This is a genomic window from Pseudomonas sp. B8(2017), from assembly GCF_002113575.1.
Taxonomy (GTDB): Bacteria; Pseudomonadota; Gammaproteobacteria; order Pseudomonadales; family Pseudomonadaceae; genus Aquipseudomonas; species Aquipseudomonas putida_Z.
Genome location: NZ_NEIO01000016.1, coordinates 72,264 through 84,420 on the forward strand (window position 1 = coordinate 72,264; position 12,157 = coordinate 84,420).

Genomic DNA, 12,157 nt, shown 5'->3' on the forward strand with positions numbered 1-12,157 from the left:
CCCCATCGAGCCCACCAACGATGGTCAGCCTTTATGTATGTGTGTCTTTGTGTCGGCGTTACCGACGGACAGATCCGCGATGCGATCTATGAAGGATGCTGCAGCTACAAGGAAGTGCGAGCCGCGACCAATGTCGCCAGCCAGTGTGGCAAATGTGCCTGCGTGGCCAAGCAGGTGGTCCGCGAGACCCTGACCGAACTCCAGGTCAGCCAGGCAGCCCTGCCCTACCCCGTGGAATTTACCGCGGCCTGAAAACCCAGAATTCGAAGAACCGGACCTTGCGTCCGGTTTTTTTATGCCCGCAATTCAATAAGTTAGCGCTCCAACGCGGTTCACAAACATTCTTATTTCCATTAATTTTCACTTATTATTCAAGAACTTAGGTTTGACACTCCTAAGTATCGGGCTCAAACTTCACTGTATTGGCACACTTCTACAGGGCAGGAACCCGAAATGAAAGGCGACGTAAGCGTCATCCAGCATCTCAACAAGATCCTCGGAAACGAGCTGGTCGCGATCAACCAGTACTTCCTGCACGCACGCATGTACGAAGATTGGGGCCTGAACAAACTCGGCAAGCACGAGTACAAGGAATCCATCGACGAGATGAAGCACGCTGACAAACTGATCAAGCGTATTCTCTTCCTCGAAGGCATCCCCAACGTCCAGGACCTGGGCAAGCTGCTGATTGGCGAGCACACCAAGGAAATGCTCGAGTGCGACCTGAAGATCGAACAGAAAGGCCTGGTCGACCTGAAAGCAGCCATCGCCCATTGCGAAACCGCTGGCGACTTCGGCTCGCGTGACATGCTCGAAGACATCCTCGAGTCCGAGGAAGAACACATCGATTGGCTGGAAACCCAGCTGGGGCTGATCGACAAGATTGGTATCGAGAACTACCTGCAGTCGCAGATGGGCGAAGAATAAATATTCGCCCCATGAAAAAACCCGCGATCAGCGGGTTTTTTCATGCTTGCCGGAAATTCAGGCCTCGGAAGCCTTGGCCTTCGCAGCCGCTTCCTTGATCAGGGTCTGCAGCTCACCCTTCTCGAACATTTCCAGCATGATGTCGCTGCCGCCGACCAGCTCACCGGCTACCCACAGTTGCGGGAAGGTCGGCCAGTTGGCGTACTTTGGCAGGTTCGCACGGATTTCCGGGTTCTGCAGGATGTCGACGTAGGCGAACTTCTCGCCACAACCCATCACGGCCTGCGATGCACGCGCAGAGAAGCCACACTGCGGGGCATTCGGCGAGCCTTTCATGTAAAGCAGAATGGTGTTGTTGGCAATCTGCTCTTTGATCGTTTCGATGATATCCATGTAGCACCTCGGCTGAACTTTCCGACGCGGTCGTCGGCACGGTGACGCATTGTAACGGAAAGCCGAGCAGCATGCTCGGCCTTACCGTTCCTTACGCGGCCTCTACCTGCACGGGTACGCCATTGAGGGCGGCATTGCCGGAAACCTGATCACGCAGGCGCTCATCGGTGAGGTCGTTGGCGCTCACGCCAGGTTGCGCCTGGGCGGTCTGCATGTGCACGCCCCGACGAGAGTGACCGAAGCCATGAGGCAGGCTCACCACGCCCGGCATCATGTCCTCGCAGGCCTGCACCTCGACTTCAAGCTCCCCGGTACGCGACCGGATACGAACCCGCTGGCCGTCCTGCAGCTGCCGCTGCTGCAGGTCCTGCGGGTGCATCAACAACTGATGTCGCGGTTTGCCTTTCACCAGCCGATGAAAATTGTGCATCCACGAATTGTTGCTGCGTACATGGCGACGGCCGATCAGCAGCAGTTCTCCCGGCGTCGGAGGGGCTTGTTGTGCCAACCGCCCCAGGTCGTCCAGCAGCACCTGGGGCGCCGCTTCGACAGCCTTGCTGGCAGTCGTCAGGCGCGCTGCGAGGTTGGCGCGCAATGGCCCCAGGTCGAGGCCATGCGGGTGCTCGTCCAGCGCTGCCAGCGACAACTGCCAGGGTGTCGCTTCACCATAGCGCCCCTTGCGCAGGGCCAGGTCGATCATCTGCGCTGGCGCCCAGGTCGGCTTCAATTCCAGCTCGGCGCGCTTGGCGAACGCTTGTGCCAGCCCGACGAAAATCTCCCAGTCATGCAATGCCCCTTCGGGCTTGACCAGGATCGCCCGATTGAAGCGGGTCACGTTGCGCACGGCCAGCAAGTTGAACGTTGTGTCGTAATGGTCGTTTTCCAGCGCCGAGGTGGAGGGCAGGATCAGGTCGGCATGGCGGGTGGTTTCGTTGATGTACAGGTCGATGCTGAGCATGAACTCCAGCCCCTCCAGCGCCAAATCCAGCTGGCGCCCGTTGGGCGTGGACAGCACGGGGTTGCCGGCCACCGTCACCAGCGCGCGCACCTGCCCTTCGCCGGGTGTCAGCATTTCCTCGGCCAAGGCCGCCACGGGCAGTTCGCCGCCGTACTCGGGCAAGCCCGACACCCGGCTCTGCCAGGCGTTGAAATGGCCACCCGAGGTGGTCGCCACCAGGTCGACGGCAGGCTCGGTGCACAACGCGCCGCCTTCACGGTCAAGGTTGCCGGTCACCAGGTTGATCAGTTGCACCAACCAGTGGCAAAGGGTGCCGTAGGCTTGGGTCGAAACCCCCATGCGGCCGTAGCACACCGCCTTGTCGGCCGCGGCGAAGTCCCGTGCCAGCTGGCGGATGTCTGTAGCGGCAATGCCACAGTGCGCACTCATGGCCTCCGCGCTGAACGGCGCGATCGCTTCGCGCACCTGCTGCAGACCCGCGACCGGCAAGTGCGAGCCGCGCGCCAGGCCTTCAGCGAACAGGGTGTTGAGCAAGCCGCACAACAAGGCCGCATCCCCTCCAGGGCGAATGAACAGGTGACTGTCGGCCATCGCCGCCGTTTCGCTGCGCCGCGGGTCCACCACCACCAGGCGCCCACCCCGGGCCTGCAGCGCTTTCAGGCGCTTTTCCACGTCCGGCACGGTCATGATGCTGCCGTTGGAGGCCAGCGGGTTGCCGCCGAGGATCAGCATGAAACCGGTCTGGTCGATGTCCGGGATCGGCAGCAGCAGGCCATGGCCGTACATCAGGTGGCTGACCAGGTGCTGCGGCAACTGGTCCACCGAGGTGGCAGAGAAGCGGTTGCGGGTTTTCAGCAGGCCCAGGAAGTAGTTGCTGTGGGTCATCAGGCCGTAGTTGTGCACGCTCGGGTTGCCTTGGTACACCGCCACGGCATTGCGCCCATGGGCCTGCTGGATCGCCCACAGCCTGTCGGCGGCCAGGGCAAAGGCCTCGTCCCAGCCGATGGCATGCCAGTGCTCGCCCACCCGCTTGTGCGGTTGGCGCAGGCGGTCGGGGTCGTTCTGGATGTCCTGCAGGGCCACGGCCTTTGGGCAGACATGGCCGCGGCTGAACGGGTCCTGGGGGTCGCCCTTGATCGAACTGATCAGCGCCCGCCCGTCGTCGTCATGGCTGACTTCGATGTTCAGCCCACAGATCGCTTCGCACAGGTGACAGGCACGGTGATGCAGGGTCTTGGTCATGGCCGCCTCTGCCTTGTTGTCGTGGAGGATGTGTAGAGGGTTGTCGAACATCGACTATGCGCCCAGCCCCCGCCGCCGACCAGCGCGCTTCGCGGCGTGAATCCACCGACATCAGGCACACGATTTGCGACAGCCATTTGCCAAATTGCCGGCAAGCCGTGTACAACCCTCTGTAGCAAATAAAAAACAGCACTGTCCGTCGGGTAAAGACACCCTTTGCAACACCCTTTGGTACTGGGCAGCTGTTTCCCCTCTTGGCTTCAGGCGACATTTACTTATAGTATTGCGCCTTTCCCTATTTCGTCCGCCCCCGTGCGGCTTACGCCGCAGGTCACTCCCGTTGTCAAAAAAAACCATACGGTCGACCTGCATACCGTTGCAGATAAGGTAGTCAATCATGAGCGCTAGGCACTTTCTCTCCCTGCTGGACTTCACCACCGACGAATTGCTCGGGGTGATCCGCCGCGGCATCGAGCTGAAGGACCTGCGCAAGCGAGGCGTGCTGTTCGAGCCGCTGAAGAACCGCGTGCTGGGCATGATCTTCGAGAAGTCCTCGACCCGTACCCGCGTGTCGTTCGAGGCCGGCATGATCCAGCTCGGCGGCCAGGCCATCTTCCTGTCCCCGCGCGACACCCAGCTGGGCCGTGGCGAGCCGATCGGCGACAGTGCCATCGTGCTGTCGAGCATGCTCGACGTGGTGATGATCCGTACCCACGCCCACAGCACCCTGACCGAATTCGCCGCCAACTCGCGTGTGCCGGTGATCAACGCGCTGTCCGACGAGTCGCATCCGTGCCAGCTGCTGGCCGACATGCAGACCTTCCTCGAACACCGCGGCTCGATCCAGGGCAAGACCGTGGCCTGGATCGGCGATGGCTTCAACATGTGCAACTCGTACATCGAGGCAGCCAGGCAGTTCGACTTCCAGCTGCGCATCGCCTGCCCGGAAGGCTACGAGCCGGACCCGCGCTTCATGGCCATTGGTGGTGACCACGTGCAGATCGTGCGCGATCCGAAGGAAGCCGTGCGCGGCGCCCATCTGGTGACCACGGATGTCTGGACTTCCATGGGCCAGGAGGAGGAAACTGCACGGCGCCTGGCGCATTTCGCGCCTTACCAGGTCACCCGCGAACTGCTCGACCTGGCGGCACCCGACGCCCTGTTCATGCACTGCCTGCCAGCCCACCGTGGTGAGGAAATCAGCCATGACCTGCTCGACGACCCACGTTCGGTCGCCTGGGACCAGGCTGAAAACCGCCTGCATGCACAGAAGGCCCTTCTCGAATTCCTTGTAGAACCGGCTTACCACCACGCATGAGTCAACCCCTACTGCTCAACCTGCGCAACCTCGCCTGCGGCTATGGCGACCAGCGCATCGTCCAGAACCTCAATCTGCACCTGAACGCAGGCGACATCGGTTGCCTGCTGGGTTCATCCGGTTGCGGCAAGACCACCACCCTGCGCGCCATCGCCGGTTTCGAACCCGTGCACGACGGCGAGATCCAGCTGGCTGGCGAGGTCATTTCCCGGGCTGGCTTCACCCTGGCCCCGGAAAAACGCCGCATCGGCATGGTGTTCCAGGATTACGCGCTGTTCCCGCACCTGACCGTGGCACAGAACATTGCCTTCGGCATCGCCAAGCACCCGCGCCAGGCCGAGGTCATCGAAGAGATGCTCGAGCTGGTCAAGCTGGGCGGCCTGGGCGGGCGCTACCCGCATGAATTGTCCGGCGGCCAACAGCAACGGGTCGCCCTGGCCCGGGCGCTGGCACCGGAGCCGCAACTGCTGCTGCTAGACGAGCCATTCTCCAACCTTGACGTGGAGCTGCGCCGGCGCCTGAGCCATGAGGTTCGCGACATTCTCAAGAGCCGTGGCACCAGCGCCATCCTGGTGACCCATGACCAGGAAGAGGCCTTTGCCGTCAGCGACCAGGTTGGCGTGTTCAAGGAAGGCCGCCTGGAACAGTGGGACACGCCCTACAACCTTTACCACGAGCCGCAGACGCCGTTCGTGGCCAGCTTCATTGGCCAGGGATATTTCATCCGTGGGCAGATGATCAGCCACGAAGCGGTCAATACCGAGCTGGGTGAACTGCGCGGCAACCGTGCCTACATCATGGCGCCGGGCAGCTCTGTGGATGTGCTGCTGCGCCCTGACGATATCGTCCACGCACCGGGCAGCGCGCTGCAGGCGAACATCGTCGGCAAGAGCTTCCTTGGGGCATCGACCCTGTACCGCCTGCAGTTGCCGACCGGCAGCCAGCTGGAGGCGATCTTCCCTAGCCATAACGACCATCAGGTCGGTGAGGATGTGGGGATTGCGGTCAAGGCCGATCACCTGGTGCTGTTCCCGGTTCCGGGCAGCGTTGCGGCGCAGTTGCCGCGGCAGGAGAACGGCGTTCGCCGATACAGTTCGGCGACCTGATTCGACATTCTGGGGCCGCTCTGCGGCCCTTTCGCCGGCAAGCCAGCTCCCACAGAATCACCACATGCCCTGAAGGCAACGCTGTACCTGTGGGAGCTGGCTTGCCGGCGATGGGCTGCAAAGCAGCCCCCAAGATTCTCAGCCTCTACCAATCCCGGCAAACTTGCCCTGGGTGTACTCAGCCAGCACCACGGCCGCCAATTCCACTTCCAAGCCACGCCGCCCGGCGCTGACATGGATGGTTGCAAAGTTCTGCGCCGAGTCATCGATGAAGGTGCGCAGGCGCTTCTTCTGCCCCAGCGGGCTGATCCCGCCCACCAGGTACCCCGTGGCCCGTTGCGCAACCGCCGGGTCGGCCATCTCGCACTTTTTCACCCCGGCAGCATGGGCCAGGGCCTTGAGGTCGAGCGTACCCACCACAGGCACCACCGCCACCAGCAATTCACCCTTCTCACTGCTCGCCAGCAAGGTCTTGAACACCTGCTGTGGGTCGAGACCGAGCTTTTCCGCCGCCTCCAGGCCATATGACGCCGATTTGGGGTCATGTTCGTAACTGTGCACACGATGCTCGGCACGGTGTTTCTTCAACAGGTCTAGGGCGGGGGTCATGCGGGGGCTCCGGTCGGGGACAGCTCGGCGGCTACTTTAGGACAATTCCCACACCGCAGCCAGCGAACCGCAACTGCGCGCCTCTAGTACGCGGATCCGCACCTGAAACCAGCATCCAGATCGTGACCAGCCGTTCACTTTCGACCTTTGACATCAGCGTTTCTTGTCTATATTTTTTCGTTTCTGAATAAATGATGCACTTTTAAGGTGCGTTTCCTACATCTGCCTGGGGTCAACGGGGATAGACTCCGGGCGTTGCTGTCGAGCGCCACGCGCCTCACAACAAAAAAAACGAGGTCATACATGACGACTGCTCTACGCCAACCCGCGCTGTCAAGCCAATGCCTGGCCGAGTTCCTCGGCACTGCTCTGCTCATCTTCTTCGGTACCGGCTGCGTCGCCGCGCTCAAGGTCGCGGGCGCCAGCTTCGGCCTTTGGGAAATCAGTATCATCTGGGGCGTGGGCGTCAGCATGGCGATCTACCTCACCGCCGGTGTTTCCGGCGCGCACCTGAACCCTGCGGTGAGCATCGCCCTCACCCTGTTCGCCGGTTTCGACAAGCGCAAGCTGCCCTTCTACATGCTGGCCCAGGTATGCGGCGCATTCTGTGGCGCAGCGTTGGTCTACACCTTGTACAGCAACCTGTTCTTCGATTTCGAACAAACCCACGCCATGTTGCGCGGTAGCGAAGCCAGCCTGGAACTGGCCTCGGTGTTCTCCACCTATCCGCACCCATCGCTGTCCACCGGCCAGGCGTTCCTGGTCGAAGTGATCATCACCGCCATCCTGATGGCCGTGATCATGGCCCTGACCGACGACAACAATGGCCTGCCGCGCGGCGCCATGGCTCCGCTGCTGATCGGCCTGCTGATCGCCGTGATCGGCAGCGCCATGGGCCCGTTGACCGGCTTTGCCATGAACCCGGCCCGCGATTTCGGACCCAAACTCATGACCTTCCTGGCCGGTTGGGGCGAAATCGCCTTCACTGGCGGTCGGGACATGCCTTATTTCCTGGTTCCGGTGTTCGCACCGATCCTTGGCGCCTGCCTGGGCGCCGCGACCTATCGCGGCCTGATCGCCCGCAACCTGCCAATGGCAGCCGCCGTGAACCCTGAGACAAATGACAATCGCCAGGGCGATACTCAAGTCAATTGACGCCGGCATCACGCCCAGCCCTGAACCCCTATTTTCGCAAGGCCTACGACCATGACAGACACCCAGGATAAGAACTACATCATCGCCCTGGACCAGGGCACCACCAGTTCGCGGGCCATCATTTTCGACCGCGACGCCAATGTGGTGGGTACCTCCCAGCGCGAATTCGCCCAGCACTACCCGCAGGCGGGCTGGGTCGAGCACGACCCGATGGAAATCTTCGCCACGCAGAGCGCGACCATGGTCGAGGCCCTGGCCCAGGCGGGCATCAGCCACGCTCAGGTCGCCGCACTGGGTATCACCAACCAGCGTGAAACCACCGTGGTATGGGACAAGGAAACCGGCCGCCCGGTGTACAACGCCATCGTCTGGCAGTGCCGCCGCAGCACCGAGATCTGCGCCCAGCTCAAGCGCGACGGCCATGAAGACTACATTCGCGAAACCACCGGCCTGGTCACCGACCCGTACTTCTCCGGCACCAAGCTGAAGTGGATCCTCGACAATGTCGAGGGCGCCCGTGAACGCGCCGAGCGCGGCGAACTGCTGTTCGGCACCATCGATACCTGGCTGATCTGGAAGTTCTCCGGCGGCAAGGTGCATGTCACCGACTACACCAACGCCTCGCGCACGCTGATGTTCAACATCCACAGCCTGCAGTGGGACGACAAGCTCCTGGAAATCCTCGGCATCCCACGGCAGATGCTGCCCGAGGTACGCCCTTCCTCCGAGGTCTATGGCCACACCAAGAGCGGCATCGCCATTGCCGGTATCGCCGGCGACCAGCAGTCGGCGCTGTTCGGCCAGATGTGCGTGGAGCCGGGCCAGGCCAAGAACACCTATGGCACCGGCTGCTTCCTGCTGATGAACACCGGCGACCAGGCGGTGAAGTCGTCCCATGGCCTGCTCACCACCATCGCCTGCGGCCCGCGAGGCGAAGTGGCCTATGCGCTGGAGGGCGCGGTGTTCAATGGTGGTTCCACCGTGCAGTGGCTGCGTGACGAACTGAAGATCGTCAACGACGCACTGGATACCGAATACTTCGCCAGCAAGGTCAAGGACAGCAACGGCGTGTACCTGGTGCCAGCCTTCACCGGTCTGGGTGCCCCGTACTGGGACCCATATGCCCGTGGTGCACTGTTCGGCCTGACCCGTGGCGTGAAGGTAGACCACATCATCCGCGCCGCTCTGGAATCGATCGCCTACCAGACCCGCGACGTGCTCGACGCCATGCAGCAGGACTGCGGCCAGCGCCTGTCCGAGTTGCGCGTGGACGGCGGTGCGGTGGCCAACAACTTCCTCATGCAGTTCCAGGCTGACATCCTCGGCACCTGCGTGGAGCGGCCGAAGATGCGCGAAACCACCGCGCTGGGTGCGGCCTACCTGGCAGGCCTGGCCTGTGGTTTCTGGAGCGGCCTGGACGAACTGCGCGACAAGGCGATCATCGAGCGCGAGTTCAGCCCGCAGCTGGATGAAACGCAGAAAGAGAAGCTGTATGCCGGCTGGAAGAAGGCAGTCGACCGTACCCGTGACTGGGAAGATCACGAGGCCTGATCCCTGGCGCGATAGCTTGCCCAAATCCTGTGGGTTTAGTTTGCCGGCTTGATTGGGGCTGCTTTGCAGCCCTTCGCGGGCTTGCCCGCTCCCACAGGAATCGAGCATTTTCTGAGCCTCGCGCTAAACCTGTGGGAGCGGGCAAGCCCGCCAAGGGCCGCAAAGCGGCCCCAATTTGCTTAACTGACCGGTATTGGGGGACGACGGGGTGCCGCAGCAGGGGACCGCGTGAAACAGCAGGCCCGATAGTCTACTGGTCGTAGTCCGCGTCCTACGGCATCATTGCAGCATTTGTCCGGCAGCCCCAAAGGACCGCCCATGAATCTGCCCCCTCGCCAACAACAAATCCTCGAACTGGTGCGCGAACGCGGTTACGTCAGTATCGAAGAAATGGCGCAGCTGTTCGTCGTCACACCACAAACCATCCGCCGTGATATCAACCAGCTGGCCGAGCTCAATCTGCTACGCCGCTACCACGGGGGCGCAGCCTACGACTCGAGCATCGAGAACACCGCCTACGCCATGCGCGCCGACCAGATGCGTGACGAAAAGCAACGCATCGCCGAAGCCGTGGCCCGGCAGATTCCCGATCATGCCTCGCTGTTCATCAATATCGGCACTACCACCGAATCCATCGCCCGGGCGCTGCTCAACCACAACCACCTGAAAGTCATCACCAACAACCTGCACGTGGCCGCGATCCTTGCCGCCAAGGACGATTTCGAAGTGCTGGTGGCAGGTGGCACGGTCCGCCGTGATGGCGGCGTTGTCGGCCAGGCCAGTGTCGACTTCATCAACCAGTTCAAGGTCGACTTCGCCCTGGTGGGCATCAGCGGCATCGACGAAGACGGCAGCCTGCTCGATTTCGACTATCAGGAAGTGCGGGTGTCACAGGCGATCATCGCCAATGCCCGTCAAGTGATCCTTGCCGCCGACTCCAGCAAGTTCGGGCGCAACGCCATGGTGCGTATGGGCTCGATCAGCCTGGTCGACTGCCTGGTGACCGACCAGGCGCCAACCCCCGCCCTCACCCAGCTGCTGAACCAGTACAAGATCCGGCTTGAGGTGGTTTGAGGGCTGACAGGCGCATGCCGCAAGGTTTGTCGCGCCTGTGAGATCGAGCGTCGCCCGCGCCGCGCTCAATCTTACAGGCGCGGTACCTTTCAAACCGATCATCCAAAACTTTCGTAAATGTTCATTTCATTGTCATCTGATCAGTTTTTTCTATAAAGACTGACTGGCGACCAGCTTTCTGTTGCGCTAGTATTTTCGAAAACGAACATCAATGTTCATATTCGATGTGAACAGCCCCAGGAGGCCTTGCCCGTGTCCCAGCCCGTTTCGTCCCAGCCCCCAGTCGCCGACTGCTATGACCTCGCCGTGATCGGCGGCGGCATCAATGGCGTGGGCATTGCTGCCGACGCCGCCGGGCGTGGCCTCAAGGTATTCCTCTGCGAAAAGGACGACCTGGCCCAGCACACCTCGTCGGCCAGCAGCAAACTGATCCACGGCGGCCTGCGCTACCTGGAGCACTACGAGTTCCGCCTGGTGCGTGAAGCCCTGGCCGAGCGCGAAGTGCTGCTGGCCAAAGCCCCGCACATCGTCAAGCCGATGCGCTTCGTGCTGCCGCACCGCCCGCACTTGCGCCCGGCCTGGATGATTCGCGCCGGCCTGTTCCTCTACGATCACCTCGGCAAGCGCAAGCGCCTGGGTGCTTCGCGCAGCCTGCGCTTCGGCCCGGGCTACCCGCTCAAGCCTGCAATCAGCCGTGGCTTCGAATATGCCGACTGCGCGGTGGACGATGCCCGCCTGGTAGTGCTGAATGCGATGGCCGCACGGGAAAAGGGTGCCCATATCCATACCCGTACCCGCTGCCTGCGTGCGGAGCGTGTGGATGGCCTGTGGCAGGTGGAGTTGCAGCACGCTGACGGCCGCCTGCAGACCATTCGCGCCCGTGCCCTGGTCAATGCCGCCGGGCCGTGGGTGGCCAGCTTCATCAAGGACGACCTCAAACTTGATGCCCCCTACGGCATCCGCCTGATCCAGGGCAGCCACATCATCGTGCCGCGCATGTACGAAGGCGAACATGCCTACATCCTGCAGAACGAGGACCAGCGCATCGTCTTCTGCATCCCGTATCTGGAGCGCTTCACGCTGATCGGCACCACCGATCGCGAATACAGCGGCGACCCCGCCAAAGTCGCGATCACCGAGCAGGAAACCGATTATCTGCTCAAGGTGGTCAACGCCCATTTCAACCACCAGATCAGCCGCAGCGACATCGTGCACACCTATTCCGGCGTGCGCCCACTGTGCAACGACGAATCGGACAATCCGTCCGCGGTCACCCGCGACTACACCCTGGCGCTGTCCGCCAGTGAAGGGCAAGCGCCGTTGCTGTCGGTATTCGGTGGCAAGCTGACCACCTACCGCAAACTGGCCGAGTCGGCCATGGCCGAGCTCAAGCCGCACTTCCCACAGATGCGCGGCAGCTGGACAGCTGGCGCGCCGCTACCAGGTGGTGAGCAGATGACCACGGTGCAGGCTCTGGTCGATGCGGTGCTGGCGCGTTGTGGCTGGTTGCCGGTCGATATCGCCAGGCGCTGGGTGCTGACCTATGGCAGCCGTGTTTGGCAGTTGCTGGATGGCGTGCAAGGGCCGGAAGACCTGGGCCAGGCAATTGGCGGCGGGTTGTTCGGCCGGGAGGTGGACTACCTTGCACACAACGAATGGGCATGCAGCGCTGAAGACATTCTCTGGCGTCGCACCAAGCTGGGCCTGTTCACCAGCACGGGTGAGCAACAGGCGCTTGCAGACTATCTGCAACGAGAGCAGCAGGCGCGCACCCAAGCGGCGTGACCGTGGCCTGCCCGCACCCACGGAACGGCGAGCAAGCCG

At 62.2% G+C, this 12,157-nt stretch carries 11 protein-coding genes; 8 read left to right on the plus strand and 3 right to left on the minus strand.

Annotated elements, in window-relative coordinates; translation table 11 throughout:
* The first annotated feature begins 33 nt into the window (after positions 1–33).
* Both CAG22_RS20400 and bfr read left to right on the plus strand, forming a co-directional pair.
* Complete coding sequence (locus tag CAG22_RS20400) at positions 34–252, plus strand: bacterioferritin-associated ferredoxin (protein ID WP_003254947.1); 219 nt, start codon at positions 34–36, stop codon at positions 250–252.
* A gap of 201 nt (positions 253–453) precedes the next feature.
* Complete coding sequence (gene bfr, locus CAG22_RS20405) at positions 454–927, plus strand: bacterioferritin (protein ID WP_003258014.1); 474 nt, start codon at positions 454–456, stop codon at positions 925–927.
* A gap of 57 nt (positions 928–984) precedes the next feature.
* Here the strand turns inward: bfr and grxD are convergent, their stop codons facing one another.
* Positions 985–1,320 (minus strand): Grx4 family monothiol glutaredoxin, encoded by a 336-nt coding sequence (gene grxD / locus CAG22_RS20410; RefSeq protein ID WP_003254949.1) that lies wholly within the window; start codon positions 1,318–1,320, stop codon positions 985–987.
* 91 nt (positions 1,321–1,411) lie between these two features.
* Positions 1,412–3,520 carry a molybdopterin-dependent oxidoreductase gene (locus tag CAG22_RS20415; protein WP_085706044.1) on the minus strand — a complete coding sequence of 703 codons (2,109 nt, stop codon included), beginning with the start codon at positions 3,518–3,520 and terminating at the stop codon, positions 1,412–1,414.
* Positions 3,521–3,917: 397 nt separating this feature from the next.
* On the opposite strand from CAG22_RS20415, the gene argF reads away from it, so the two are divergent.
* Positions 3,918–4,838: an ornithine carbamoyltransferase gene (gene argF / locus CAG22_RS20420; protein WP_013973960.1), complete on the plus strand. Its 921-nt coding sequence runs from the start codon at positions 3,918–3,920 to the stop codon at positions 4,836–4,838.
* Complete coding sequence (locus CAG22_RS20425) at positions 4,835–5,944, plus strand: ABC transporter ATP-binding protein (RefSeq protein WP_025340392.1); 1,110 nt, start codon at positions 4,835–4,837, stop codon at positions 5,942–5,944. Before argF ends, CAG22_RS20425 begins: the two co-directional genes overlap by 4 nt.
* A gap of 138 nt (positions 5,945–6,082) precedes the next feature.
* Here CAG22_RS20425 and ybaK read toward each other — a convergent pair whose 3' ends face one another.
* Positions 6,083–6,553 carry a Cys-tRNA(Pro) deacylase gene (gene ybaK / locus CAG22_RS20430; RefSeq protein ID WP_085590236.1) on the minus strand — a complete coding sequence of 157 codons (471 nt, stop codon included), beginning with the start codon at positions 6,551–6,553 and terminating at the stop codon, positions 6,083–6,085.
* A 303-nt stretch (positions 6,554–6,856) separates the two neighbouring features.
* On the opposite strand from ybaK, the gene CAG22_RS20435 reads away from it, so the two are divergent.
* The 4 genes from CAG22_RS20435 to glpD all read left to right on the plus strand — a co-directional run bounded on the left by CAG22_RS20435 (position 6,857) and on the right by glpD (position 12,118).
* Positions 6,857–7,708 (plus strand): MIP/aquaporin family protein, encoded by an 852-nt coding sequence (locus CAG22_RS20435; RefSeq protein ID WP_075046148.1) that lies wholly within the window; start codon positions 6,857–6,859, stop codon positions 7,706–7,708.
* 51 nt (positions 7,709–7,759) lie between these two features.
* On the plus strand, positions 7,760–9,259 hold the full coding sequence (glpK, locus tag CAG22_RS20440) for a glycerol kinase GlpK (protein ID WP_015271569.1): 1,500 nt from the start codon (positions 7,760–7,762) through the stop codon (positions 9,257–9,259).
* Positions 9,260–9,577: 318 nt separating this feature from the next.
* Complete coding sequence (gene glpR / locus CAG22_RS20450) at positions 9,578–10,333, plus strand: DNA-binding transcriptional repressor GlpR (RefSeq protein WP_046614760.1); 756 nt, start codon at positions 9,578–9,580, stop codon at positions 10,331–10,333.
* Positions 10,334–10,585: 252 nt separating this feature from the next.
* Positions 10,586–12,118, plus strand: coding sequence for a glycerol-3-phosphate dehydrogenase (gene glpD, locus CAG22_RS20455; RefSeq protein WP_025340395.1), 1,533 nt, complete (start codon positions 10,586–10,588; stop codon positions 12,116–12,118).
* The last annotated feature ends 39 nt before the right edge of the window (positions 12,119–12,157 follow it).